This is a genomic window from Tunturiibacter gelidiferens, from assembly GCF_013410115.1.
GTDB lineage: Bacteria > Acidobacteriota > Terriglobia > Terriglobales > Acidobacteriaceae > Edaphobacter > Edaphobacter gelidiferens.
This window is the reverse complement of sequence record NZ_JACCCV010000001.1, coordinates 1,885,124-1,911,132: the sequence shown is the minus strand read 5'-3', so window position 1 is coordinate 1,911,132 and position 26,009 is coordinate 1,885,124. Positions and strand designations below refer to the sequence as shown.

Sequence of the window (26,009 nt, the reverse complement as noted above, 5' to 3'; positions counted from 1 at the left end):
ATCCATAGAGTGGTTCTCAAGCAAAGCGTGGTTCGCAATCATCTGCGCAACCGCTCAGATGCTTCTTAGAGGACTGCCATGTGGATCGTTAGACTCGCACTCAACCGGCCGTACACCTTCGTAGTACTCGCGCTCCTGCTGTTTCTCGCCGGACCCGTGATGTTGATGCGCACGCCCGTCGACATCTTTCCCGAGATCAACATACCGGTGGTCAGCATCATCTGGACATTTACAGGTCTCGTGCCCTCCGAGATGGAGTCCCGGATTACCTCCATCTACGAACGCGCTCTCACAACGACCGTTGGCAACATCGACCACATCGAGTCGCAATCTCTCAACGGTGTCGCCGTCATCAAAGTGTTTCTACAACCGCAGGCCAACGTCGATGGAACCATCGCCGAGGTGAATGCGGAAGCAGAGGCGACACTCAAACAACTTCCAGCCGGAATTACTCCACCTCTTGTCATTCGTTACAGCGCATCTACCGTACCGATTCTTCAACTCGGTCTCAGTGGACGAGGACTCTCAGAGCAGCAGCTCAACGACTTCGGGACGAACTTCATCCGCCCTCAACTGTCGACCATTCCAGGCGCTGCAGTTCCGCTTCCCTATGGCGGCAAGGTTCGCCAGATCATGGTGGACATCGACTCGTCCCAGTTGCAATCCAAGGGACTCTCCCCGATGGACATCGTCAACGCGATCAATGACCAAAATGTCATCCTGCCCTCGGGAACAGCGAAGATCGACAAGACGGAATACAACGTCGGTCTCAACGGCACACCGGTCACAGTTCAAGAGCTCAATAACCTCCCCGTGAAGACGATCAATGGCGGCACCATATTTATGCACGACGTCGCGCATGTGCGAGACGGCTTCGCCGTGCAGCAGAACATCGTCCGCCAGGACGGGCAGCGTGGAGCTCTGCTCACAATCGAAAAAACCGGCAGCGCCTCGACGCTGGCCATTGTCGCCGGAATTCGCGCAGCGCTACCCCGCATCGCGTCCACGCTGCCACCCGAGTTGCAGATGCATCCGCTCTCTGATCAATCGGTATTCGTGCGTGCATCCCTGAATGGAGTCGTACGTGAAGGAACCATCGCCGCTTCACTCACGTCGATCATGATCCTCGTGTTTCTCGGAAGCTGGAGAAGCACTCTGATCATCTGCATCTCCATTCCACTCTCGATCCTCACGTCGTTGCTGTTACTGAGTGCACTGGGCGAAAGCATCAACATTATGACGCTAGGTGGGCTGGCGCTGGCGGTCGGCGTTCTGGTCGACGACGCAACCGTAGAGATCGAGAACATGCAGCGCAACGTCGCCATGGGGAAGGATCTGCGGCAGGCCATCCTCGATGGCGCCCAGGAGATCGCAGTCCCCGCGTTCGTCTCCACCGTCTGCATTAGCATCGTCTTCGTCCCCATGTTCTTCCTCTCCGGCGTGGCGCGTTACCTGTTCGTACCACTTGCCGAAGCAGTGGTCTTCGCTCTATTCGCCTCCTACTTCTTCTCCCGCACCATCATTCCCACGCTCGTCATGTTTCTTTTGCCTAAGGAACTCGAACAGCATCGGCACCCTATTACAGGCGAGCGAACAAGCCGCTTTGCGCGCATCCATCAACGCTTCGAACATGCGTTTGAGGCCTTCACGGTCCGATACACAGGCTTACTGCAGCAGTGCCTCGACCACCGCAGAATCTTCCTCAGTCTCTTCTTGGTTTTCTGCCTGTCCAGTCTCGTGTTGATACCTTTTCTCGGTCAGGACTTCTTTCCCGCTGTCGATGCCGGACAATTTCGCCTGCACCTTCGGGCCAAGACCGGCACACGCATTGAGGAAACCGCCCGGCTGGTAGATGAGGTAGATCGTTACATCCGCACCCAGATACCTGCGAATGAAGTCGGTGGAATCCTCGACAATATCGGCCTGCCGACCAGCGGCATCAATCTCTCCTACAGCAATAGCGGAACGATCGGAAACGCGGACGCGGAGATACTCGGCTCTCTCCAGCCAAATCATCACCCTACCGCCGACTACGTTGCACATCTAAGAGAGGAACTCCCTAAGCGCTTTCCAGGGACATCGTTCTTCTTCGAACCTGCAGACATCGTCGCGCAGACATTGAACTTTGGCATACCCGCTCCCCTCGACATTCAAATCGTCGGACATGACGTAAACGCTAACTTCGCAATCGCATCGCAGATTGCCGAGCAGATGCGTGCCGTACCGGGCGCAGTGGACGTCCATATCCAACAACTGCTGGACCAACCAAGGTTGCAATTCGACGTGGACCGCGTACGGATCCAACAGCTCGGACTCACCGAGCGGGACGTTGCCAGCAACGTACTCGTATCCCTGAGTTCAAGCTTTCAAACGCAGCCTAACTTCTGGCTCAATACCGCGAACGGCGTCTCCTACAATATTGCCGTCCAGACACCGCAATACAGGATCAACTCTCTTGACACCCTCCGCACGATCCCGGTGAATTCGCCGACGGTCACCTCGCCGCAGCTCTTCGAAAATCTGGCTGGCATGACCCGGAAGAGCGAACCGGCAGTCGTGAGCCACTATGACGTTCAGCCCGTCATCGATATCTATGCGAGCACACAGGGGCGTGACCTTGGGGGCGTCGCAAAGGACGTACAGCGAATTACCGCGGAGGCCGAGAAGCACCTGCCCAGAGGCAGTCACCTCGTCACTCGCGGGCAGGTGGCCACCATGCACTCGTCGTTCGTGGGCCTCTTCGCCGGCCTTGCCTTCGCCATAGCCTTGGTCTACTTCCTCTTGGTCGTCAACTTCCAATCGTGGTCAGAGGCCTTCATCATCATCACCGCTTTGCCCGGGGCGCTGGCCGGAATCTGTTGGGTGCTCTTCCTGACCCATACTTCGCTCAGTGTTCCAGCGTTGATGGGAACGATCATGAGCATCGGTGTCGCGACCTCGAACAGCGTGCTTGTCATCACCTTCGCGAACGAACACTTCGCCGAGAACCGGGATTCCTTCCGCGCCGCGCTTGAGGCAGGTGCCACGCGTCTGCGTCCAGTCTTGATGACGGCGATGGCCATGATCATCGGCATGATTCCCATGGCCCTCGGTCTCGGCGACGGCGGAGAGCAGAACGCTCCTCTAGGCCGCGCGGTCATCGGCGGCCTGCTCTTCGCCACCGTCGCCACGCTCTTCTTCGTTCCAATCGTCTTCGCCGTCCTCCGGCGAAACACCAAACCACGCTTGCCTATCTCCGAGGTGAGTCATGAGGCATGAGGGAACTATGACAAATCAAACGCAGGCAACACCACCACCCACAACTGAAACCAGCCGAGACAGCATCAAGTGGTTCCTCCTCATCCCTGTAGTCCTCTGCCTCTTCGGGGCGGTCACCTTCTTCCTGCGCGCTCAGGATGCCAAAAAACTGACCGCGGGTACCAACGCTCTCGATACCGAACCGGTAACCCTCACCCACGCACAACAAGGTGCGCCAGACAGTGAGATCAGCCTGCCTTCTACGCTTCAGGGATACTCTGACTCTCCCGTCTACGCTCGCACCAGTGGTTACATCGCCCACTGGTATGCGGATATCGGAACCCATGTTCACCAGGGCGAACTGCTGGCACAAATCGAATCGCCCGAGGTCGATCAGGAGCTGAACCAGGCTCGAGCCGCCCTGAGCCAAACCCAGGCAAACCTCGTACTGGCTGGCATCACCGCCAAGCGGTATCAGGAACTGATCCCCACAAACGCCGTCGCTCAACAAGAGGTCGACCAGAACAATCAAAATCTCGATGCTCAGAAGGCCGGCGTTCAGGCAGCGACCTCCAATGTCAATCGCCTGGAGCAGCTGCAGGGCTTCGAAAAGGTTGTCGCCCCGTTCGATGGCGTCATCACCCAGCGTCGCACCGACGTCGGTGACCTGATCAACGCCGGCAATAGCGGCATGGGTGCTGAGCTGTTCCGCATCTCCAAGATCAACATCGTGCGTGTCTTTGTGCCTGTTCCAGAGAGCTACAGCGACCAGATCTCGGACGGTCTGAAAGCGACTTTGGAGCTGATAGCCCTGCCAGGCCAGCAGTTTGAGGGAACTGTCACCCGGAGCAGCCACTCCATTGCTCTGGACTCTCACACGCTGCTCACCGAGATCGACGTGCCCAATCCGTCCGGCAAGCTGCTGCCAGGCGCATACGCAGAGGTGCACATCCACCTTAGTGCCCCCGTGAAGCACTTGGTTGTGCCAGTGGGAGCCATTCTCTTTCAGTCCGCAGGACCGCAGATCGCTGTCGCCAACGGGAGCAATCAGATTGAGTTGCGCAAGGTCGCTTTGGGACGCGACTTCGGCAATACGATCGAAATCACCAATGGCATCACCGAGAGCGATCGGATCGTCGCCAGCCCACCCGATTATCTGGTGAACGGAATGCATGTCACTATCCAACCAGCCTCTGGCGGCGAGAAGAGCTAAGGGGAGACCATGCGAAAACTAAGACACCGACACATGGATGTCAGCCGCTTAACCTCATTCGCGTTGACAGCAGCGCTGACCGTAATGATCTCCGGATGTATGGTTGGGCCTAACTATCACGTGCCGTCCGCGCCGGTCCCACCAGCATTCAATGGGAGTACTACTGGAACATCCTCTGAGACCGTCCCACCGGCTGCCATCTCATATAGCGATTGGTGGAAGGTCTTTCACGACCCGGTGCTCGATGATTTCGAGATCCAGGGCGACTCAGCAAATCGAGACATAAAAATTGCCATCGCGCATGTAGATGAAGCGACAGCCCTCACCAGTTCCGCACGTTCTTATTTGTTCCCAACTGTGGGCGCTGCGCCTGGAGTCTCTCGTACACGCGAGGCACAGAATCGTCCGAATAACGGAAATACCAACGGTCATGCCGCAACCTATAACGATATTGTGCTGCCTTTGGTTGCAAGTTATGAAGTCGACGCGTGGGGGCGCTTAAGACGATCGCTTCAGGCCGCGCGTGCGACACAACAGGCATCGGAGGCCGACCTAAGATTCGTTCGCCTGGAGACCGAGACAACCATAGCCATCGATTACTACAGTCTTCGTGAGAGCGATCAGGAGCTCCGGATTCTCGATCGGACGCTGGCTGACCTTCAGCAAGGATTCGATCTCACCACGAGCCGCTTTCAACATGGTCTGAGCAGTGACCTGGAGGTAGCGCAGGCAAAGACGCTTCTCGATCAGACAGCCGCCGAGAAGCAAGCGCTCGAGATTCAGCGCGCGCAGCTGGAACATGCACTTGCCGTCTTGCTGGGGCGCACAGTGGAGAGCCTGTCTGTTCCGATCCTGCCCGACAACCCTACGCCGCCAGAGACTCCAGTTGGATTGCCGGCTGATCTACTTACGAGACGACCCGACATCGCGGAGTCGGATCGCAATGTTGCTGCTGCGACTGCCCGCATCGGCGTTGCAAAGGCTGCATACTTTCCCCAGATCTCGCTTACAGGTCTGGTCGGCTACGAAAGCACCAACGCCGTCAGTCTGCTGAATTGGCAAAACACCATCGCATCTCTCGCCGCCTCTGCGACTGCTCCCATATTTACGGGAGGTAGGCTGCGAGCGGGAGTCGATCAAGCACAGGCAGCCTATCGCGAGTCACTCGCCCAATACGAGAAAACAGTCCTTGTCTCTTATCAGGAGGTCGAGGACCAGCTATCGGCGCTCCAGTACCTCTCTAACCAATCCCGTTCGCAGGCGCTGGCAGTGGCCGATTCCGAGCGCACAGAACAGATTGCGATGCAACGCTACAAGGCCGGACTCGTCAGCTATCTTGATGTTGTCATCGCGCAGCAGAGCGTTTTGTCGAATGAGCGAACTTCGTCTCAGATTGCCGGGCAGCGAATGACTGCCTCCGTGGTCCTCATCAAATCTCTTGGCGGAGGATGGACCGGATCCAGGACACCCTAACGGTGTACCAGGGAAAGAGTCCAAATTCGGCAGTGCTCGCCTCCCCTATTTTCTCGATCGCGTCACCTGGTGGCCCTTCATCAGAGTGGGAGTTCCATAGGCTCGTAGAAAGACCCTTAAAACTCCAGCGATATGCTCCTGTTGTTTGTCTTTGGTTCGGGTTCCAGTCTGAAGGCCCAGAATACGCCAACGGACAAGGCCACCAGAGAGCAGACTAATCAAATGTTCTGCCATGGTCCATGGATCATCTCTCACCAGATGTCCCAACTTGATCTGCTCCTGAAAATAGCCCGCCAGAAATGTCTGCCCTCGCTTTGGGCCCAGTTCATAAAAGCGCTCACCCAACTCAGGGAAGCGTACGGACTCCATGGAGATGATCCGCAACAGGGTGATCTGCTCGTCTGAAAGAGCGAACCGGAGAAACCGGGTGCCATATTCTTTCAAAGCGACATCGATCGGCGATTCGGCCGGAAGAGGAGCTGTCACTTCTCCCAGCACAGTCTCCATTCGTCGTTCCATCACAGCGATGAAGAGCTTCTCTTTCGTGGGGAAACGAGAGTAAAAGGTCGTCTTTGAAGAGTTCGAGAGTCTCGCGATTTCGTTCATGCTGGCGCCGGCAAAGCCGTTCTCGAGAAAGACCTGGGACGCAATGTCCAGAAGTTCTGCGACACGGCTCTCTTCAAGACGCAAATCGGATCGGGATCTTGGGGGCGGCACCCTGCTGTTTGCTGGGTCCTTTGCCACTGTCTTCTTCATGCTTCCATTTTAGTTTTTCCTGAATCTTTATTGCCGAGAGGCGATCCAAATATTGGACGATACCATACGGTCTTGTACAATATTTGGATAGCTGGAAATATTGAATATGAACGCAACAGCTGGGTACAAGGTAAAACACAACCCCTGGATCATCGCCGTGACCGTGACATTGGCGACCATCATGGAGGTTCTGGATACCTCCATCGCCAACGTGGCCTTGCCCCATATCGCTGGATCACTCGGAGCATCCCAGGACGAGTCAACCTGGGTGATTACTTCCTACCTTGTGGCGAATGCAGTCGTACTTCCTGTAGGGGCCTACCTGGGCACCATCATCGGGCGCAAACGCTTCTACATGACCTGCGTCGCCGTCTTCGGTATTAGCTCATTCCTGTGCGGGCTGGCTCCGTCGCTTCCTCTCCTCTTGTTCTTCCGAGTCATCCAGGGTCTAGGTGGCGGAGGTCTGCAGCCGTCGGAGCAGTCAATCCTTGCCGACACGTTTCCGCCAGAGAAACGGGGACAGGCCTTCGCCGTCTACGGACTCGCCGTCATCACAGCACCCATCGTCGGCCCGACCTTGGGAGGTTGGATAACCGACAACTATGACTGGCGTTGGATCTTCTTCATCAACATCCCCGTCGCCATCTTGTCTCTCTTTCTCACCCATCGCCTCATTGAAGATCCTCCCGCGATCAAAGAAGAAGTAAAGGCGGCGCGCAGAGGAGGATTCAAGCTCGACTACGTCGGCTTCGGTCTGATCGCCCTGACATTCGGCTCGCTGGAGGTCGTGCTCGACAAAGGCCAGCAGGACGATTGGTTCTCATCGCATTTCATCGTCTCCTTCCTCGCGGTCACCGTAATCGGCCTCGCCTGTCTGGTGATCTGGGAGCTTCGACAGGAACGAGTTGAGAGCAAGCCGATTCTCGATCTCCGGCTCTTCACCCGAAGAAACTTCTCCGTCTCATTCCTGATGATGTTCGTTCTCGGCTTTACTCTCTACGCCACTACGGTCCTGCTGCCGCAACTGCTCCAATCGTTGATGGGATACACCGCCGAGAGCGCTGGGATGGCAATGTCCTCGGGTGGTCTGGCGACGATCATCTGCATGCCAATCGTCGGCATCCTGATCTCTCGCATCGATGGCCGCTACCTGATTATGTTTGGATTCGCCAGCATCGCCGTTGCGCTCTTTCACATGACCAGTCTCGATCTGCAGATGAGCTTTAGTTACGCCGCCGTCCTGCGCTTCTATCAATCCATTGGCTTAGCGTTTCTATTCGTGCCCATCAATTCAATGATCTATCTGGGAATAGATCCTCGTAAGAACAACGATGTCTCCGGGCTATCAAATCTCGCGCGCAATATCGGCGGCTCAGCCGGAACATCATTCTTCACCACCGTGCTCGCTCGTCATCAGCAGGTCCACCAGACGTACCTGGTACAGAATGTCGTCGGCAGCAGCCAGCAATGGATGAGTTCCGTACACGCACTCACGTCCAGCCTGCAACATGGCTCGGCCGCGCTCTCCGATGCGCAGAGAGGCGCCTGTCTGCGCATCTATCAAAGTCTGGAGGCACAAGCGAGCGTGCTCTCCTATATCGATGTTCTTAGTATGTTGGCCGTCTTCTGCGCATGCATGATCCCGATGGCACTGCTGATGCAGAAACCTCCCAAAGGAATGCAGGCGTCCGCTCACTAGCTCTATACATGTCGGCATTGCTGCGCGAGAGGAACGACATAATCGCGGAGCAAATAGCAAACGGGCAGTTGATATGGCGCATCTCGTGCGTTGCGGGCTAAACAGACTCTGGTTCCACACAATCTAAAAGCGACGCAAACCGCATCCACTTCTAGCTCTATCCTCGCAACCCGCAAATCCAAACCAGCCCATCCTCATCCCTCACTCGATATCGAAAAGCATCCGACAGATGTGTAACAGTATCAGTTGCAAGTACAGTATGCTCATCCATCGCATGCGCTGCATAGTCCGCAGCCAGACCATGCAGGTACACCGCTGTCTCGACGGCGCGAGCCACATCATTCGGAAACTGAGCAAGCATCGCGGCCACAATCCCCGTCAGAATATCCCCACTCCCGCCCTTCGCCATCGCCGGATTGCCACTCGTGTTCACGGCAATCGAACCATCCGGATGCGCAATAAGGGTTCGCCACCCCTTCAGCACCAGCGTCAGCTTGTGCTTCGTCGCAAACCTCCGTGCCAGCCCCACGCGATCCGCCTCCACCTCTTTCACCGTCATCCCAGCCAACCGCGCCATCTCCCCTGGATGCGGCGTCAGAACCATCACCCGTCCCTCCCCATTCAGCAAATCCGTCTTTCCCTCAAAAGCATTCAGCGCATCCGCATCGATCACCACCGGTACCGTGGTCTTCTCCACGATCTGTCGCGCAAATGCAGGAGCATCCCCCTCGGTCGACAGCCCAGGACCCACTGCCACAACCGAAATCCTCTTCACCAGCGCATCCAGCTTCGCCCCATCCAGATTCTTGAACGAAACCGCGCCCTTGGTCCCCTCCGCCAGCGGCACCATCATCAACTCCGGCGCAATCCGCGTCACAGAATCCAGGATGCTCTTCGGCACCGCAGCCGTCACCAGCCCTGCCCCCGCCCGCAAACACGCCAACGACGCCATCGCCGGAGCCCCCGCCTTCCCATAGCTTCCCCCCACCACCAACACGTGCCCGAACTTGCCTTTATTCGAATTCACATCCCGCGGCCTCTCTGCCAGCGCCTTCGAAGCACCCGCCCACGTCAACCCACTCGCCGAAACCACGGCATCCTCAGGAGACCCGATCGCCGCAACCACTACCGGCCCAAACGCCCCGCCGCTCTTTTCACTCCGCGTCAGGTGCCCAAACACATGCGCTATCTTCGGCGCCGTAAAGGTCACCACAGCGTCGGCCCGAAACGAGCCCTCTGCGGTCTGCTCCACCGAATTCGCATCCCACCCCGAAGGCAGATCCACGGCCACCACCGGAGTCTCCAGCTTCTCCACCATCTCCCGCAACAAAACCGCAAGCCCACGCAGCGGCGGCTTGAATCCAGTCCCAACCAACGCATCCAGCAACAACTCCGCCTCCCCCACAGCATTTGCGCAGGCCGTCAGCCCGGCCTCATCCCCCACCTCATCCACCTCAACAGACGAAAACTCCTTCATCAGCCGCTTCAGCGCCGTAGCCGCCTCTCCCCTGACCTCATCCACCCGTCCCAGCAAAACTACCCGCACCAATCGCCCCGCCTGCGCCAGCACCCGCGCCGCAACAAAACCATCCCCGCCGTTGTTGCCCTTCCCACACAACACCACCACCCGCATCGCCACCGGATACTGCCGCAGACAGAACTGAGCCACCGCCTCGCCAGCCGCCTCCATCAACTTATCCAGGGATACCCCAAACTCCTCCGCAGTCCACCGATCCACCGCCTGCATCTCTGTCGCCGTAAGAATCTTCATCTTTCCCTTCTACGCGATTCCCCCGCCGAAGCCAAGACGACGACCACCGCACCTTCACCGAGTCCAAATAGAAGTTTATTCCGCCCCCAACAAAGAAGATGTACGTGGGGCACACCGGCCCCGTCTCCACCGGTCGCCCCAGCGAATGGCGGCTCCATGATCACCCGGCTGCCACCGTGCCGCGAATGCTGGAACATCGACTACTACATCGCAGCCACAAAGCGATCAAAAGGAAAAGGCTCAACCTCACCGCGAGGCCGAGCCAGTCGAAATTCAAATCTCAGGAGGGATGAAGAGCAAATTAATTCAAAAAAAGTGGCACTTTTTTAGCAACTCAAAAAGACGCCGCCAGTCACCACGTCTTCACCACCAAAACACCACGCTCTTACCAGCGTTTTTCACCACTCCAAGCCACAACTCTACTCAGAACCGCCCATAACTCCACTGGTTTCGACCGTTGGCTTCTGTAAAAAATAATCCTTATCCCACAGCGCCCGGTAAAACTCCCCGGTCAACTCAGCCGCTTTTGGACCAAAGGTGGGCCGTCCGCCCTCCAGGAAAAATACGGTCACAATCTGCCCCTTCGGCGTATCCGCAAAAGACCCAAACCACCCGAATCGAGTGCCATTATTGGAGCAGGTACCCGTCTTGCCCATCACTGGAAATTGGCTGAAGTTAGCCCGCAGAGAACGCGCCGTTCCATACTGCACCGCTCCCGACATACCCACCGAAATCTCTGGAATCAACGGGGCTATGTCCAGCACCCGCTTTACTTTAGGCTCAAACGTGGCCATGTCTGCTGCAGTTTCGGGATGTTGCAGATAATAAAGCGTCCCGCCATTCGCAATCGCCGAAACCAGCGCTCCAAGCTGCAGCGGAGTCATCGAAACGCTCTCGCCAAACGAGCACATTCTCCCCACTCCACCCAGCGACGCCGGCAATACCTCATCCGGATAAGTCCCGAGCTGCTCGCCCTGAATGTGGTATCCAGCCAACTCGCCAAGTCCAAATTCATTGGCGTAGTGCTTGACGCGCTCAAATCCGAGCTGCCGCCCAAGAGTCTCAAAATAAAGGTTATTCGAGTGAGCCAAAGCCTCGGTCATCGTTAGGTGATAGTGCCCGCCCAGATTCACCGGTGTATCTTTGCGAACGATACCTTCCTCCAGCGCAGCCAGAGCCACCGTCAGCTTGATCGTCGAGCAGGGCTCAGCCCCTCTCGACAGCGCCAGCTTCTGGTTTACCATCGCCAGAATCCGTCCCGTAGAAGGATCAATCGCGATCGCAGTGCCGTTCATATTGCCCAACGCCTCAATCGCCGCCGCCCGAACCAACGGGTCTTCTCCATCGACGATGTCGCCCAATGTGAGATTGTCAGCAAACGAACTTGCAGAAAAGTGTTCCTGATATCGTGTCCGCCGCACAGCCAGAGTCGGCCGGGCTCCTCGATGATGCCCCACAAACCCATGCGTTGCAACGACGTGCGTCGTACCCCTCGCGGCTGAGCGCGAAGCCCCCGAATGAGGTTTCACCGTAGTCGCAACCCGAGCCGTCCCAGCAGAGTGCCGCCTGGCCTTCCCAGTGGTACTCGTCGTTGCGTTAGCACCCACTCCAGCACCAAGGACAAGGCCGAAGAGGAGCGCGCCAAAAACCTTCATTGATCTCGACACAGGCGATCCCTCTTATTGATTTGACTGCAATCGAACTGCCATCGATCCACAATTCATCTAATAAAATACTAATTCAACACAATCTCTCGAGCAGCACCCTTCCCCATCCGTGCTACTCGTACAGAAATCAGTTGTACCATCAGTTCCCGCGTCGCAAAAACGCAGGAATATCGAGCTCGTCCGGCTCCGCTTGATCCGCAGGCGCCACCGATACAGTCCCAAATGCGGGAACACGAACCTGGGAGTCCCCCACCTCGTCCGTCCCACCGCGAACGTTCTCCTGTTGGACGCGCACCGGCGCAGAAAAGTGAGTCGCCTCTCTCGCCCGGTCTACCTGTCCACCCTCCGACCGATTCACCTCACCAGCCCTCTCCCCCCGCGCCGCAGGCGCACGGAAAAAGTCGTCATCAAACACCGACGCGGGCACCGGAACCAGCTCAACCGGGCCACTCATCTCCATCTTCCCGACCGGCTCTTTCACTTCGTTCGCCTCGTGCACCGGTCTGGCCGGTTCCATCTCACTCGCAAACCGTGTCGACGCAGGCCGAGGAGTCACCACACGCGGCTGAATCGGCACGTCATACCGCATCGTTGGCAGCGTCGCCTCCGCCAGCATGCGCTCCCGCCGCTGCGGCATCTCCTGCTGCTTGAACCCCGTGGCAATCACGGTGATCTTCACCTCATCGCCCATCGACTCATCCTGCACCGCACCGAAGATGATGTTCGCATCCTCATGCGCCGCATTCTGAATAATGCTCGAAGCCTCATTCACCTCACTCAGCTTCAAGCTGCTCGAGCCCGTGATGTTGATCAGTATCCCACGCGCCCCATCGATCGCTCCCGCCTCCAGCAGCGGCGAAGCCATCGCGGCCATCGCAGCCTCCACCGCACGATTCGCGCCCGACCGAACGCCCGTTCCCATCACCGCATAGCCCATCCCCGCCATCGTCGTCTTCACATCGGCAAAGTCGCGATTGATCACACCAGGAATCGTGATGATGTCCGAGATTCCCTGCACGCCCTGCCGCAGCACATCGTCCGCAATCCGGAAGCTCTCAAAGAATCCAGCATCCTTCGCCACCGCCAGCAGCTTCTCATTCGGAATCACAATCACGGTATCGACCGACTCCAGCAGCTCCTGCATTCCACGCTCAGCCTGCTGCATCCGCCGCTTGCCTTCAAATGCGAACGGCCTCGTCACCACCGCCACCGTCAGCGCGCCCATCTCACTCGCCAGGCTCGCAATCACGGGAGCAGCTCCAGTCCCGGTACCACCGCCCAGCCCCGCAGTCACAAACACCATATCCGCGCCCTCAAGCGCCTCGATGATCTTGTCCGAATCCTCCAGCGCCGCACGCCGACCCACATCAGGGTTTGCACCCGCGCCTAGTCCACTCGTCAGCTTCACGCCAAGCTGCAGCTTCACCGGTGCATTCGAAACCTGCAGCGCCTGCACATCCGTATTCGCCGCAATAAACTCAACCCCAACCACATTCGCCGCGATCATGCGATTCACGGCATTGTTCCCGCCGCCGCCTACCCCAATAACCTTGATCCTCGCTCCATGCGGTATCTCATCGTGATAGTGAATGCGGAGATCGTTCGGATCGTTAGGATCATTGGGCAGATTCGACATAGCAGCAGGACTCCTTGAAAGTTGTTTAATTCTCCCACCTCCTTGCCAAACACACGACCCCCGTTTTCCACCGCCCGTACCACGCATGGTTCCAAACCCTGCAAATTTGCACCGCTTTTGATATGGTGCGGCACGCAGAGAGTGCCATCACCATTCCGCGTCAGCGTCTGTCGTCTCGATTGGGGCAAGAACTAAGTCGCACAATCACGCATCCAACCCATCGCTCTTACAATCACAAATGATCCCGATTCAACAAATCAAGTTGCCGACCACAGGACTAGAAGAACTCCACGCCGAGGCAAAGAGAGACGGCTACGACTTCATCGACACGCTCGTTGACGAGTGGGCCAGCGGAGTCAATCGCTTCGAAGCCCCAGGCGAAGTTCTCTGCGGCCACCTCGACCACGGCCAACTCGTCGCAGTCGGCGGACTCACCATCGACCCCTTCACTTCCGAACCGGGAACAGGCCGTATCCGCCGCGTCTACGTTCGCTCCGCATGGCGCAACCAGGGAGTCGGCCGGGCTCTGGTCTCAACCCTCGTACAAGAAGCCCGAAAGAGCTTCCGCTGCGTGCGTCTCCGCGCCGAAAACGCCGGCGCAGCACGCCTCTACGAAAGAATGGGCTTCACTCCCATCGACGACCCAGGCGCAACCCACGCTCTGTTCTTCGAAGATCACGAAGATCGCGCCTGAAGCAGATAGCCCCGCATCTAAAATTCACGAACGAAATCCCTACGCAAAAGTCTGCAACCGTACCTGCGGTATGCTTGCAAACACTTAGGAGAGCCCCACCTCATGATCCTCGAAGCTGAGCTGGACCACGCCAACGCAACCACCGCCATCTTCCGCCTCACCGGACGCATGACCCTCGGCCTGCGCCTGCGCGAGGTCGAATCCAGGATCACCGCCGTCACCGACAAAGGCGTCCCCAAACTCATCCTCGAGCTCTCCGGCGTCGAGTTCCTTGACAGCGCAGGTCTCGGTCTCCTCATGATCCTCTACGGCAAGATGAAGACTCACAGCGGCGAACTACGCCTCGTCGCCCCCACCGACCGCGTCCTCGAGGTCCTCAAGATGACCTGCACCGACGCCATCCTTCCCATCGACCCAACTCTGGACGCCGCACTCGCGGCCTGAAAACACGAACCCTGAACCAGAAACAAAGAGAGCCTCAGCCCTCCCTTCGAACGTGACCAACAACACACTCGTTCCCAGGGAAACCTGAAGCTCATCAGCCGCACCAAACCGAACTAAACCTAAGCGACCAGCTCCGTCAGCCGATCTAGGCTCTGGCACCAACCCTGCGACATCCCCGCAAAGTATTGCGGCGCAGCAGTCGTTGTCTTGATCACCCGAGCGACCAGCGAGATCTCCGTTCCGCCACGCGCTTCGTTGAAGATCACCGTATTCATAACTTCGAACATAGGCTTGCCGTGCTCATCGATCGAAGCCGTCACAAACACCAGTCTGTGCGGCCGATCGATCGTCACAAACCGTCCCGACATCGGATACACCACACCATCCGGCGATCGCATATCGACTAAAATTGCGCCGCCCACACGCGCATCCACTTGGTACACCCGAGTGGTGAAGCCCTTCGGTCCCCACCACTTCGCCAGCTGCTCCCGATCGATCCACGCCGCAAACACCACCTCTGGCGAGGCTGCGACTCTCCGCGTCAGACAGACCTCAAGCAGCCCCGCCTCCATCACGCCTCCTTCAATGGCCATGCTTCACCTCGCGCAAAAACTCGTCCAGTTTCTCGAAGCTGCTGTTCCAGCCCTTCATATGCCCATCTCGATCTTCTTCAGTTACGAAGAAGGCCTGGTGAAAGTTCATCGTCGTTTTGCCTGCATGCTCTTCAAAAGTGATCGTAATCACAGTGTCGTGCTCCGGAAGCCCGCTGCCCTCTTCCCAGTGAAAGGTGAAGACAAGCCGTTCCGGCTCAACCAGTTCGAGGTATTCGCCACCCTGCCACACGTCGGCCGTCCGCCACTCGCCACTGCTGTCGGTGAATCCATCGCTGTGCAAACAGTCTCGCCACTTGCCGCCCGGTCGAACATCTGCGGTCAGGTTTCGAGCCTCAAACTGGCGTGGCCCGTACCACTGCTTCATCTGTGCAGGATCAGTCCACGCCCTCCAAACCAGCTCGCGTGGCGCATCGAAGACCCGAGTAATCTGCAGCTCATGTTGAGTCCTCACCTTCGGAGATACCGTCGCTGTACCCATCGCATTCCTCCTCGTTTTTTCAACCCCAGTGTCTAAGCCTTCGCTGTCGTCTCCACAAACTGGCCTGCCAGATAGTCCTCTAGCCTCTGGAACGCCTGCTTGGCGCCCTCAATCGAGCCGTAATCGCGCACATTCTGATCCCGAGCCTCAGCCGAGGCAAAGATTAGACGCATCGTGACCCGCGTCCCTCCCGCCTCCTCTTCAAAAGTCGTGGCTTTTTCAAACTGCACCACGGGCCCGCCCTTCCTTCCACCGGTCAACGTGTACACAAGCCGCTCATTTTGCACCACCTCGAGGAACACGCTCTCGTTCAGATAATCGGTGCCGTCGGGCCCGTGCAGCACTTGTTTCCACACGCCGCCTGGCCTCACATCCATCTCTTCAATCGTCGTCGTAAAGCCTTTCGGCCCCCACCACAGCGCAACCTGTTTCGGATCTGTCCAGGCGTCCCATACCATCTGGCGCGGCGCATCGAACACTCGCGACAACACAATCTCCCGCTCAGCGGCGCTTTCTACCACTTCCATTTTTGTTTCGGGCATCTTTCTTCTCCTTTATCTGTAGGGTCTTCAGATACTCGTCCAATCGATCGAAACTCTCCTCCCAGAACCTGCGGTACTCATCCAGCCAGTCGGCAGCCTGCTTCAGAGGTTCTGCCTTCAGCTTGCAAGGCCGCCACTGCGCCTCCCGCCCGCGCGAGATCAACCCAGCCTTCTCCAGCACCTTCAGGTGTCGTGAGATCGCCGGCATACTCATCTCGAACGGCGCGGCAATCTCCGTAACTGAGGTCTCTCCCAACGCCAGCCGCGCAAGAATTGCCCGCCGGGTTGGATCAGCCAATGCAGCAAACGTCGAGGTAATCTGATCGCTCATATCTTTATTAACAACTAAGTTAAATAACCATATCGTTAAATACAAAACCTGTAAACAAAAAAATCGATAAAACCAAAAAAAACGAGATCTCCCCTCCAAACAAATAACTTCAGGCTCGAACTTTCCACACCTCTATCGACCCGCGGAAATTTGCGGCCCTAAGCGGAACACCCACGCCCTGCTTCCAGGAACCCGCCTCCACCCCGGCGACGAAACATCAAACGGAATCCCTGTTGCGACTACAGCAACAGCTCCTTGCTCACGGAACAGTTCTAAGACCTCGTCCTGAATTGAAGCATTGTCAAAAAAAAGATGCAGATCCTCTCTCTGGTGCTCCGGGTCGTAGGCGTCGTTGCCGATAGCAGCCACAACATGCACCCGAGACGCATAAGCCCACGCGCATCGTATGTCGTTTCCTGGCGAGACGGAGGCGACCTTATCTCCCGCCTTCAAACCCATCTCCTGCAGGTATTCTGCGACCGCCCATTGCCCTCCGCTCTGCATATCTACTCGACCAACAGCCGATTGAACTGCCCCGGAGAGTTGCTTCGACGAATTGTAGACCGTAGCCACCACCAGAAGGACCAGCGCAGCTGTACGCAGTGCTGACCGCGTAGACCCACTCCATCCATCCAGCGCAAGATAGGGTGCCAGAAACAACACACAGAGAAATCCCGCCACATAACGCCCCTCCATGTGGACCAGCAAAAAGAAGAGAACGCCAAGCACGGAAGGCAAATACAGGACCCACGTACTTACAGATCGCGTCCCCGAGTCGCGATGAGATATGGCATCCCACAACACCAGACAGAAGCAGAGAGCGACCGCAAGAGTGACTGCGAGAGTCTCTCGAAGAACATCCTTCAAGGCGCGTAGATTTTCAAATACAGCTCGAATTTCATTTCTGAAACTAAAGAATTGGCGATACCCCTGATACCAATACACCATGTTGAACTGCGGCGGGTAGGTCACATGAAAGGGCTCCCCGAACGCAAAGACCGGCGGATCGGTGCGAAGCAGCCGCACTGGATGAATCGGAGATCCTAACTCCTTCGGACCTCCCTGCCACCCCATCCAATGCTTCAGATGATTCACATGAAATGCATAGTTCAACGCTCCGGCCTCACCCAGCGTCGGTCGTCCAAGCGCCCACGATAGGCCCACGCTATATGAAACGACAAAGAGCAAAAACACTCCCACCGCACGAAGAAGCGAAGCCGAGACTCTGCGCCTGCTGGTCAAGACGATGGCAATCGCAAAAAATGTAGCGGCCAGTGTTAAAAAGATTGCCTTACACAGGAACCCCAAACCAAGCACGACCCCCCATAAGATCGCGTGCCCCGCGGTTGGTCGCGACAAGACCTTCAGCGCAAGCCCGGAAGCAAAGAAAAAGAGACAAGTCACCAATAGATCCGGGCCGACGGTAGATACTCGTCCTATTCCTGTCTGGACGGTGACAAAGATACAACCCGCGCAGACCAGAAGAAATGGCGACAATACAGCCGCTCGCTCTCCTGATAAATCTCCCTTTAGTCTTTGCGACATCAGACCCAGGAACCATAAAAACCCAACCCACGCGATGAAGTAAATCGATAAATTCAGCCAGAAGACAGCTGCCATCTCACCATGCGGCGTTGGCGAAAACAAACGCCGGAAAACCAATAGCAATAAAGGGTATCCGATACTCCAAAGAGGATTAAGTGCAGCTCGCCAATCTCCCTCACGAATCATATTTGCTACATCGAGATAGGAGATGTCATCGCCATATAACTCCGACTTCCCGTATCCACCCTCGATTGCCCCCGCCACCAGCACCGCGATGCTCACTAAAAGGCGCAACCATATGTACCACCCTCGAAGGATGGAACCATCCAGCCTCATCTCTCGCTCGTCGCTGCTGATTGAAGCTCAAGCGCCATATTCGCCGCCAGGGGCCGTCGATCGCGATCGCAGCTCTATCTCAGCTGAAATCTGGCTTCGCTTCGAAGGAGTATTACAAGAGATTGGCTCGAAATCCAGATGCACTTATTTGCGCAAGCACTTCCCTGGCATTTAAAAGCGTGAAGCGGAGTTAATCGACACACTCAAAAGGTCTTGATCCTTCAACTCAGGAGTCTAGAAGCTTCCCGCAAAGATCGCCTTTAACTTAGCCCTCAGCCCCTGCTCTTCACTGGCGCGCCGCACCTGCGTCCGATGCGTATATAACAGCATCCCAATCGCCGCCGCAAACTCCGGCACAGCCAGCTCCGCAGGCATTCGCGAAAGCGGCACCGGATATCCAATACGAGCAGGCACCCGCAGCAGACTCTCCGCATTATCCAGCAATCCAGCCATATTCGCGCCGCCACCAGTCACCACGCAGCCCGCGCCCAACGCCTCCAGCACTCCACCCTGCCGCAGATTATCCCGCAGCATCGTAAACAACTCGCGCGCACGCGGCTCCAGAATCTCCGCCAGAAATCTCTGCCGCACCATCCGCGCCGGCTGCCCGCCAGAAAATGCAAGGTTCCCGCCAACTTCGATCTCGTTCAACTGCGGCACCGCCGTCACCACGCAGTGTCCATACATCTTCTTCAGATACTCGGCTTCCTCAACGGTCACATGCAGTCCCACCGCCAGGTCGTTCGTAAAATGATCCCCGCCAATCGGCAGCACAGCCGTATGCGCGATCGAGCCCTCAAAGAACACCGCAAGCTCCGTCGTGCTCGATCCGATATCCGCCATGCAAACGCCCAGCTCTCGCTCATCTGCGCTCAGCACCGCCTCAGCCGCAGCAATTCCTTCATACACCGTATCCATCACCTCGAGCCCGGCACGGTTCGCGCACGTAATCACGCTCTGCGCCACACCACCCGAGCAAGTCGACAGATGCAGATTCACCTCAAGCCTGTTCCCCACCATCCCCACCGGATCATGAATCCCTGGCTGGTCATCCAGGATGAACTCCTGCGGCAGCAGATGCAGCACCTCGCGGTCCGGGGGCAGCGCAACCGACCGCGCACGATCCACCGCAGCACGAACCTCCTCCCGCGTAATCTCCCGCATGCGGCTACCCATGCTGATGCCGCCGCGTGAGTTCACCCCGCGCACATGCGTCCCGCCAATCCCCACAATCGCCGTCTCAATTCCAGCCTTCGCCACGCGCTCTGCCGTAAGCGCCGCACGATTGATCGCCTCCGCTGCCGGCCCCAGCTCCGCAATCAAACCCTTGCGCATTCCACGCGACGGTTCCACGCCATGGCCGCGATACCGCAGCACGCCGTCCTGCAACTCGGCCACGAGCACGCAACTCTTCGTGCTTCCCGCGTCGAGCACGGTGATCAGATTGTCCTGCTTCTGATTCATGGTTGAACCGCCTGGGGAGGATGATACTGCGTCGAACCAGCCGATGGCTTACCAACAACCGGACGGTGCTTCGCAACGACAACATGTTTCTTGGCCTTCGGATCAACCTTCTTCGCCGGAGCCTTTGCCCCAGGTCTCTCCCCTACACCCGCATGTTTCACCGGCGCAGGATGTACCGCAAGCCGAGGCTTTGCAGCCACCTTCGCAACGGGCTTCGTCACTTGCTTGGCCTCAGCGGTCCCCGCATCCTGGGGCGTCGCTGCAGCCGCCTTCGAATCAGCCGCCATCACCGCCGCACCGTTCGGCGATGACGCCACAGGCACACCCGCGCCCGGCTGCATCTCCAGCACCACCTGCCGCTCATACCGCATATCCACCGACGAAAGTTTTGGATAAACCGTCCGCCACTCCGGCAGATGTTCTTCAAATCTCTTGTACCGATCCAGAAAATCCGCGTCGCCAAAGTGAACCAGCACCTCACTCGACTTATCCGGAATCAGCGCCTTCACGTCCTCGGGGTTCGAAAGGTCCACCTCGCTCAACCCCTGCGAGATCTTCTCTCCCGATCCATCCAGCTCCGTCGTAAACCGCTCATAGATCTTCATCCGCGCCGAACGCGTCGACAAGGGATCGTCCGCCGAGATCCCCGTCACCACCGGAAACGAGTACTTCCCATCCGGCTTGGCCTCCACCGGCATATCCAGCAGCACGCCGTTCCCATCCACCAGACCAATATGATTTCCCTGCCGCACAAACGCCACCGGCGTCCGTTCCACAATCGACACGCGCATCCGGTTCGGCAGCAACCGCATCACCGTCGCATGCGCCACCCAGGGCAGCCGCTCCAGCTCCGCGCGCCTCTGCGCTAGCGACACGGTAAAGATATTCCGCTCCACATCTTCTCCAAAGACGCTCAGCAGCTGCGCCCGCGTCACATGCGCATTCCCCTGAAACTCAATCGATGACGATGCCGGAATCACAAACCGCTCATCGTGCAACAAAAAACTCCTCGCCATCTCAAACAACCCGGCGCAAACCCCGAGTAGAACCACCACCCCACAGCCCGCAGCGATCCTTCCCCACTTCGTGGCAGGCACACCGCGAAACCGCACCCGCACCCCAGCCTTGCGTCGTCCCACCGGAGCATCATCGTCCCAGTGCGGATCATCCGCAAAATCCTCGCTGAGATCGCGACGCAGCCTCCGCTCCGGCGAAGCCGACACCCGCCGCGGCCATCTCGAACCTCGAGACTCCGAGACGTAGTTCTTTTCAGGCGCCTCTAGCACCGTTATTCCACCCCTCGAAACCGCATCGCTTTGTCGCACGCCTGAGCAAGGCCGCGAGAATCGCCATCCTGAGCATAACCCGCACGGTGCCCACCACTCTCAGACATCTTCAGCATGTACCCTTTCAGGAACTCACCCGTTCGTCGCCCCATTTTCAGATAAAACTTCCAGCAGCGCCGCTCCCGCCTGCGATACGCTCCCCGCCCCCAGCGTCAAAATCACCTCTCCCGCCTTAGCCTCCCGCGCCAGCACGTCAACACCCTCAGCCACCGAAGCCGCATACTCCACCCGCACCCCACCCGTGGCCCGAATCGCCCTCACCAGCGCATGCGCATCCACACCCGCAATGGGAGTTTCACTAGCGGCATAAATATCCAGAACCTCAACCGTATCCGCGTCTTCAAAAGCTCCCGCAAACTCCGCCATTAAGTCCCTCGTGCGCGTAAATCGATGCGGCTGAAATAAAACATGCACCCGCGAGTACCCACAATCCTTCGCCGCCCGCAGCGTAGCCAGAATCTCCGTCGGATGATGCCCATAGTCATCCACCACCGTCACACCCCGCGCCTCACCCTTGATCTGAAATCGCCGATCCACCCCACGAAACGTCTCCAGCCCCGCAGCAATCTGGTCCGGAGCCACTCCCAACTGAACCCCTACCGCCACCGCAGCCGCAGCGTTCAGCACATTGTGCCGTCCCGGAACATGCAGCCGAAACGTTCCCAGCACCAGTCCCTTGTAGTTCACCGCAAAACACGAGTGACACTCAGCATCTTTCGGCAGCATCTCCACGCGAAAATCCGCATCCACACTCTCGCCATACGTATAGACCTTCCGCCTCACCCTCGGCAGCACCGTTCGCAGCAGTGCATTATCAACACAAGCCGTAGTCGCTCCATAGAACGGCAGCTTGTCCATAAACTCCACAAACGCTCCCTCGACATCCTCCATATCGCGATAACAATCCATGTGCTCGCGATCCAGATTCGTCACCACCGCCAGCACCGGCGACAGCTTCAAAAAACTCCGGTCGCTCTCGTCCGCCTCCGCCACCAGGTACTGCGAGTTCCCCAGCCGCGCATTCGACCCCAGCGCATTCACCCGTCCACCCACCACCACCGTAGGATCCAGCCCGCCCCCAGCCAACACCGCAGCCACCATCGAGGTCGTCGTAGTCTTCCCATGCATCCCCGCCACGGCAATCCCATACTTCAGCCGCATCAACTCCGCCAGCATCTCCGCCCGCTGAATCACCGGAATCTTCCGCTCCCGCGCCTCCACCACCTCGGGATTGTCCTTAGCCACGGCCGAGCTGGTCACCACCACATCACTAGCCGCCGCATTGCTCGCAACATGCCCCTCAAAGATCCGCGCCCCCATCCCCAACAGACGATCCGTCACCGAACTCCGCCGCAAGTCGCTGCCCGAGACCGAATACCCCATCGTCAGCAGAATCTCCGCGATCCCGCTCATCCCAATTCCGCCGATCCCAATAAAATGAATCCGCTGCGACGGCGCAAACAAAAAATGCCCAGGCACAAACATGCTTCGTAATCTCTACTTTCAAGACATCATCAACGCGAGTAATGATCCTCCAGACTATCAGCGTTCCCAGGCAGAACTGTTGTGAACAAGAGAACGATACGTTCCCGCGAAACGTGGCCGGCTTTCTTTCCGACCAACGCGAGGACCACACCCGAACACATCACGAAAACTAGGCACACACGCCACGAAGTGGCCGCACCACGCGCAGCGGTGGCCCGTCCGGCAGGACAGCTTACCGCAAGCACTCGTGATATATAAAATCCATGCCTGCCAACCCCGCCCGCCTCGCCGCCCTGGCCACCGCTGCCCTCCTCACCCTCCCGGCCGCCGCACAGCAAACCCAAACCCTCCTAGCCACTCCCACCACCGTAGCCTGGGGCTTCTACTCCGCGAAAGCCACCCCCGTCCTCACCGTGCACTCCGGCGACACCGTCACCATCCAGACCCTCTCCACCTGCGGCTCACCCGAGCGCCTCAAATCCCTCGGCATCGCCCCCTCCGACATTCCGCCCTACGTCGATGACATCTACAAAAACTATCCCGCCTCCGAAAAAGGCCCCGGCGGCCACATCCTTACCGGCCCCATCGCCATCACCGACGCCGAACCCGGCGACGTCCTCGAAGTTCGCATCCAAAAAATCAACATCGACGTACCCTGGGCCTGCAACGGCTTCGGTCCCGGCCGCGGCTTCCTCCCCAACGACTTCCCCTACAGCCGCACCCGCATCATCCCCCTCGACCGCGAAAAGATGATCGGCCACTTCGCCCCCGGCATCGACATCCCCCTCCACCCCTTCTTCGGCTCCATGGGAATCGCTCCACCTGAATCCACCGGCAAGTACAACTCGGCCCCACCCTGGATGCACGCCGGCAACATCGACAACAAGGAGATGGTCGCCGGCACCACCCTCTACATCCCCGTCAACGCCAAGGGAGCCCTCTTCGAAGCAGGCGACGGTCATGCCGGCCAGGGCAACGGCGAAGTCGACATCACCGCCCTCGAAACCCAGCTCACCGGCACCTTCCAGTTCATCGTCCATAAAGATCAACACCTGTTGTGGCCCCGCGGCGAAACCCCCACCGCCTACATTGCCATGGGCTTCGACGAAGACCTCAAAACCGCCACCGAGATGGCCGTCCGCAACATGATCACCTTCCTGTCAGAGGAGATACCAGACCAGATCCCCGGCCACCCCCCTCTCACCCGCGACGACGCCTACGCCCTCATCTCCACCGCCTGCGATGTCGACATCACCCAACTCGTCGACACCAAAAGCGGCGTCCACGTCCTCTGCCCCAAAAACCTCTTCGTCCGCAGTTCAAATCGTCACTAATTGCACACCAAATCGATCAAATCGCTACAACCTTTTCGCCCTGACTCATAAAGCGACACTATCAATATTTCGCAACAAAGCACCTGGAATCGTGTCTAATCAACTGAGCACTTGACCCGGAACAACCAGCCGGGCTGGAACTCATCCTTGCTCTCCGCGAAGTCCGCCGCACGACGCAACACCCGGATAAACGAAGGCTGAGCAGGAAGGTAGCGCTATGACGTTCACCCGCCTCTTCAGAAACTCCGTTGGAGCAGCAACACTCGCCGGCTTCACACTGGCCATGCCTCTTCTGGCCCAGGTTCAGCTGTACAACCCCAACGACCAGTACGGCTCGCCCGCCGCTCAGCAGGCTCAGCAGGATCCCCAATACGGAGCCGAGCAGAACAATACAGCACCCTCGCAATACGACCAGCAGTACGGTGCGCCGCAGCAATACGGCGACCCAAACCAGGGCGCCCCCCAGCAATACGGCGCACCGCAGCCCGGCCAACCTCAGGGCATCGAGCAGGCCCCACCCCCAATCCCCGACTACGAACAGCCCCCCGCCCCCGGCGACGGCTACATCTGGACCCCCGGCTACTGGGCCTGGACCGCTGACGGCTATCAATGGGTTCAAGGCGCCTGGGTAGCAGCTCCCTACACCGGAGCCCTCTGGACCCCCGGCTACTGGGGCTTTGACGACGGCTACTTCTGGAACGCCGGCTACTGGGGCCCCTACGTCGGCTACTACGGCGGCATCAACTACGGCTTTGGCTACTTCGGCATCGGTTTCTACGGCGGATACTGGGGCGGCGGACGCTTCTACTACAACCGCGCCTACTGCAACGTCGGCCGCGGCTGGCACGGCGGCAACTTCTACAACCACTCCTATAACGGATACTCCGGCCACCCCGGCGGCGCCAGCTTCACCCACGTCAACTCTGTCGCCAACCATGGCGGAGCTTCCAACGCCTACCGTGGCTCCAGCATCAACGGGCGCACCTTCGCTCAGACAAACGCTGGCCGCACCACTGCCCAGGGCTTCGGCGACCACAGCATACGTTCCACCCCCGGTGGCGCCAACACCTCTTATAACGGAGCCCGCGCCTACAACGGAGGCAACACCAACTACAACGCAAACGCGGGTCGCGCCTACAACGGAGGCAACACCAACTACAACGCAAACGCAGGCCGCGCCTACACCGGAGGCAACGCTAACTACAACGCAAATGCAGGCCGTTCCTACACCGGAGGCAATGCCTACGCGGGAAGCGCCTACAGCGGCGAATCCCGCAGCTACTCGCAGCCGGCTGCCGTTCAAAGCCACAGCAACTACGCCAGTGCTCCCCACGCCTCATACTCTGGTGGAGGAAACTATGGTGGCGGTTCCCACGGCGGAGGCAGCGGCTATAGCGGTGGCGGCGGAGGAGGAGGCTTCCACGGCGGAGGCGGTGGCGGCGGTGGCTCACACGGCGGCGGTGGTGGCGGCGGTCATCGCTAATCCATGCCGGCAAATCAAGGGCTGAGGCATCAAATCCTCAGCCCTCTTCTTTTGCTCGAAATATTTGCCGTTTGCACGTCATCCCGCTGTGTCTTCTTGTTGTCATCCAGTAGGGATCTGCTTTGTTTTTGCTCGTCATCCCCGGTAGTCCGCTTCCTTCGTTTTGCTCGTCATCCCGCGGCTATCTAATTTCCATCCCCCACCAGATAACCGTCATTTCGACCGAAGCGGACCGCAGTCTCATCGTGGTCCGCGCAGTGGAGAAACCCCCGCATTTGCATTTGGGTTGGCAATTTCACTTGCTCCTGCATTTGCCACTGCCGGCGTCTTTTGGTGTCATCCCGTAGGGATCTGCTTTTGCATTACTAGCCCGAACCACCCTAAAGACCTTGTCAAGCCCCTGAATCACCAAAACCCGCGCCAATCCAGCACATTCACGTGGCGCATTAGTTATACCCCAA

20 protein-coding genes are annotated in these 26,009 nt (G+C 58.1%); 8 read left to right on the top strand and 12 right to left on the bottom strand.

The window, feature by feature from the left end; translation table 11 throughout:
• Positions 1 to 78: 78 nt before the first annotated feature.
• The 3 genes from HDF12_RS08095 to HDF12_RS08085 are packed head-to-tail and all read left to right on the top strand — an operon-like array spanning position 79 to position 5,923.
• A complete protein-coding gene (locus tag HDF12_RS08095) occupies positions 79 to 3,258 on the top strand; it encodes an efflux RND transporter permease subunit (protein WP_179582013.1) in 3,180 nt (1,059 codons plus the stop codon).
• Positions 3,259 to 3,265: 7 nt separating this feature from the next.
• A complete protein-coding gene (locus HDF12_RS08090) occupies positions 3,266 to 4,450 on the top strand; it encodes an efflux RND transporter periplasmic adaptor subunit (RefSeq protein ID WP_179582012.1) in 1,185 nt (394 codons plus the stop codon).
• 9 nt (positions 4,451 to 4,459) lie between these two features.
• Positions 4,460 to 5,923 carry an efflux transporter outer membrane subunit gene (locus HDF12_RS08085; protein WP_179582011.1) on the top strand — a complete coding sequence of 488 codons (1,464 nt, stop codon included), beginning with the start codon at positions 4,460 to 4,462 and terminating at the stop codon, positions 5,921 to 5,923.
• A 45-nt stretch (positions 5,924 to 5,968) separates the two neighbouring features.
• Here HDF12_RS08085 and HDF12_RS08080 read toward each other — a convergent pair whose 3' ends face one another.
• Entirely contained in the window at positions 5,969 to 6,679 is a 711-nt protein-coding gene (locus HDF12_RS08080; protein ID WP_179582010.1) for a TetR/AcrR family transcriptional regulator, read from the bottom strand.
• A gap of 106 nt (positions 6,680 to 6,785) precedes the next feature.
• On the opposite strand from HDF12_RS08080, the gene HDF12_RS08075 reads away from it, so the two are divergent.
• A complete protein-coding gene (locus tag HDF12_RS08075; RefSeq protein WP_179582009.1) occupies positions 6,786 to 8,378 on the top strand; it encodes a DHA2 family efflux MFS transporter permease subunit in 1,593 nt (530 codons plus the stop codon).
• A gap of 157 nt (positions 8,379 to 8,535) precedes the next feature.
• On the opposite strand, the gene HDF12_RS08070 is transcribed toward HDF12_RS08075, so the two are convergent.
• The 3 genes from HDF12_RS08070 to ftsZ form a co-directional block, all read right to left on the bottom strand.
• Positions 8,536 to 10,149: an NAD(P)H-hydrate dehydratase gene (locus tag HDF12_RS08070; RefSeq protein WP_179582008.1), complete on the bottom strand. Its 1,614-nt coding sequence runs from the start codon at positions 10,147 to 10,149 to the stop codon at positions 8,536 to 8,538.
• A gap of 419 nt (positions 10,150 to 10,568) precedes the next feature.
• Positions 10,569 to 11,804: a penicillin-binding transpeptidase domain-containing protein gene (locus tag HDF12_RS08065; protein WP_179582007.1), complete on the bottom strand. Its 1,236-nt coding sequence runs from the start codon at positions 11,802 to 11,804 to the stop codon at positions 10,569 to 10,571.
• Positions 11,805 to 11,955: 151 nt separating this feature from the next.
• A complete protein-coding gene (ftsZ, locus tag HDF12_RS08060; protein WP_179582006.1) occupies positions 11,956 to 13,452 on the bottom strand; it encodes a cell division protein FtsZ in 1,497 nt (498 codons plus the stop codon).
• Positions 13,453 to 13,690: 238 nt separating this feature from the next.
• Between ftsZ and HDF12_RS08055 the strand changes: the two genes are divergently transcribed.
• Positions 13,691 to 14,146 carry a GNAT family N-acetyltransferase gene (locus tag HDF12_RS08055; RefSeq protein ID WP_179582005.1) on the top strand — a complete coding sequence of 152 codons (456 nt, stop codon included), beginning with the start codon at positions 13,691 to 13,693 and terminating at the stop codon, positions 14,144 to 14,146.
• 102 nt (positions 14,147 to 14,248) lie between these two features.
• Complete coding sequence (locus tag HDF12_RS08050; protein ID WP_179582004.1) at positions 14,249 to 14,590, top strand: STAS domain-containing protein; 342 nt, start codon at positions 14,249 to 14,251, stop codon at positions 14,588 to 14,590.
• 119 nt (positions 14,591 to 14,709) lie between these two features.
• Here HDF12_RS08050 and HDF12_RS08045 read toward each other — a convergent pair whose 3' ends face one another.
• From HDF12_RS08045 to murC, 8 genes are all read right to left on the bottom strand, one after another.
• Positions 14,710 to 15,183 carry an SRPBCC family protein gene (locus tag HDF12_RS08045; RefSeq protein WP_179582003.1) on the bottom strand — a complete coding sequence of 158 codons (474 nt, stop codon included), beginning with the start codon at positions 15,181 to 15,183 and terminating at the stop codon, positions 14,710 to 14,712.
• Positions 15,173 to 15,682 carry an SRPBCC domain-containing protein gene (locus HDF12_RS08040; RefSeq protein WP_179582002.1) on the bottom strand — a complete coding sequence of 170 codons (510 nt, stop codon included), beginning with the start codon at positions 15,680 to 15,682 and terminating at the stop codon, positions 15,173 to 15,175. Before HDF12_RS08040 ends, HDF12_RS08045 begins: the two co-directional genes overlap by 11 nt.
• A gap of 32 nt (positions 15,683 to 15,714) precedes the next feature.
• Positions 15,715 to 16,224 carry an SRPBCC family protein gene (locus HDF12_RS08035; RefSeq protein WP_179582001.1) on the bottom strand — a complete coding sequence of 170 codons (510 nt, stop codon included), beginning with the start codon at positions 16,222 to 16,224 and terminating at the stop codon, positions 15,715 to 15,717.
• Positions 16,184 to 16,555 (bottom strand): ArsR/SmtB family transcription factor, encoded by a 372-nt coding sequence (locus tag HDF12_RS08030; RefSeq protein ID WP_179582000.1) that lies wholly within the window; start codon positions 16,553 to 16,555, stop codon positions 16,184 to 16,186. The genes HDF12_RS08035 and HDF12_RS08030 overlap by 41 nt, the downstream gene beginning before the upstream one ends.
• Before the next feature lie 132 nt (positions 16,556 to 16,687).
• Positions 16,688 to 17,743: a hypothetical protein gene (locus HDF12_RS08025; protein ID WP_179581999.1), complete on the bottom strand. Its 1,056-nt coding sequence runs from the start codon at positions 17,741 to 17,743 to the stop codon at positions 16,688 to 16,690.
• Positions 17,744 to 18,670: 927 nt separating this feature from the next.
• A complete protein-coding gene (ftsA, locus tag HDF12_RS08020; protein WP_179581998.1) occupies positions 18,671 to 19,900 on the bottom strand; it encodes a cell division protein FtsA in 1,230 nt (409 codons plus the stop codon).
• Positions 19,897 to 21,186 carry a cell division protein FtsQ/DivIB gene (locus HDF12_RS08015; protein ID WP_373563870.1) on the bottom strand — a complete coding sequence of 430 codons (1,290 nt, stop codon included), beginning with the start codon at positions 21,184 to 21,186 and terminating at the stop codon, positions 19,897 to 19,899. The genes ftsA and HDF12_RS08015 overlap by 4 nt, the downstream gene beginning before the upstream one ends.
• A gap of 132 nt (positions 21,187 to 21,318) precedes the next feature.
• Complete coding sequence (murC, locus tag HDF12_RS08010; protein ID WP_179581997.1) at positions 21,319 to 22,731, bottom strand: UDP-N-acetylmuramate--L-alanine ligase; 1,413 nt, start codon at positions 22,729 to 22,731, stop codon at positions 21,319 to 21,321.
• Between the two features lie 263 nt (positions 22,732 to 22,994).
• Here murC and HDF12_RS08005 point away from each other — a divergent pair, with 263 nt between their 5' ends.
• On the top strand, positions 22,995 to 24,065 hold the full coding sequence (locus HDF12_RS08005; protein WP_179581996.1) for an acetamidase/formamidase family protein: 1,071 nt from the start codon (positions 22,995 to 22,997) through the stop codon (positions 24,063 to 24,065).
• Between the two features lie 217 nt (positions 24,066 to 24,282).
• Positions 24,283 to 25,548, top strand: coding sequence for a YXWGXW repeat-containing protein (locus HDF12_RS22650; RefSeq protein ID WP_306457999.1), 1,266 nt, complete (start codon positions 24,283 to 24,285; stop codon positions 25,546 to 25,548).
• Positions 25,549 to 26,009: the final 461 nt, after the last annotated feature.

Bases quoted from the DNA above. Each gene is read 5' to 3' on its own strand.
- HDF12_RS08095 (WP_179582013.1), top strand. From the start codon at position 79: ATGTGGATCGTTAGACTCGCACTCAACCGGCCGTACACCTTCGTAGTA.
- HDF12_RS08090 (WP_179582012.1), top strand. From the start codon at position 3,266: ATGACAAATCAAACGCAGGCAACACCACCACCCACAACTGAAACCAGC.
- HDF12_RS08085 (WP_179582011.1), top strand. From the start codon at position 4,460: ATGCGAAAACTAAGACACCGACACATGGATGTCAGCCGCTTAACCTCA.
- HDF12_RS08080 (WP_179582010.1), bottom strand. From the start codon at position 6,679: ATGAAGAAGACAGTGGCAAAGGACCCAGCAAACAGCAGGGTGCCGCCC.
- HDF12_RS08075 (WP_179582009.1), top strand. From the start codon at position 6,786: ATGAACGCAACAGCTGGGTACAAGGTAAAACACAACCCCTGGATCATC.
- HDF12_RS08070 (WP_179582008.1), bottom strand. From the start codon at position 10,149: ATGAAGATTCTTACGGCGACAGAGATGCAGGCGGTGGATCGGTGGACT.
- HDF12_RS08065 (WP_179582007.1), bottom strand. From the start codon at position 11,804: ATGAAGGTTTTTGGCGCGCTCCTCTTCGGCCTTGTCCTTGGTGCTGGA.
- ftsZ (WP_179582006.1), bottom strand. From the start codon at position 13,452: ATGTCGAATCTGCCCAATGATCCTAACGATCCGAACGATCTCCGCATT.
- HDF12_RS08055 (WP_179582005.1), top strand. From the start codon at position 13,691: ATGATCCCGATTCAACAAATCAAGTTGCCGACCACAGGACTAGAAGAA.
- HDF12_RS08050 (WP_179582004.1), top strand. From the start codon at position 14,249: ATGATCCTCGAAGCTGAGCTGGACCACGCCAACGCAACCACCGCCATC.
- HDF12_RS08045 (WP_179582003.1), bottom strand. From the start codon at position 15,183: ATGGCCATTGAAGGAGGCGTGATGGAGGCGGGGCTGCTTGAGGTCTGT.
- HDF12_RS08040 (WP_179582002.1), bottom strand. From the start codon at position 15,682: ATGGGTACAGCGACGGTATCTCCGAAGGTGAGGACTCAACATGAGCTG.
- HDF12_RS08035 (WP_179582001.1), bottom strand. From the start codon at position 16,224: ATGCCCGAAACAAAAATGGAAGTGGTAGAAAGCGCCGCTGAGCGGGAG.
- HDF12_RS08030 (WP_179582000.1), bottom strand. From the start codon at position 16,555: ATGAGCGATCAGATTACCTCGACGTTTGCTGCATTGGCTGATCCAACC.
- ftsA (WP_179581998.1), bottom strand. From the start codon at position 19,900: ATGAATCAGAAGCAGGACAATCTGATCACCGTGCTCGACGCGGGAAGC.
- murC (WP_179581997.1), bottom strand. From the start codon at position 22,731: ATGTTTGTGCCTGGGCATTTTTTGTTTGCGCCGTCGCAGCGGATTCAT.
- HDF12_RS08005 (WP_179581996.1), top strand. From the start codon at position 22,995: ATGCCTGCCAACCCCGCCCGCCTCGCCGCCCTGGCCACCGCTGCCCTC.
- HDF12_RS22650 (WP_306457999.1), top strand. From the start codon at position 24,283: ATGACGTTCACCCGCCTCTTCAGAAACTCCGTTGGAGCAGCAACACTC.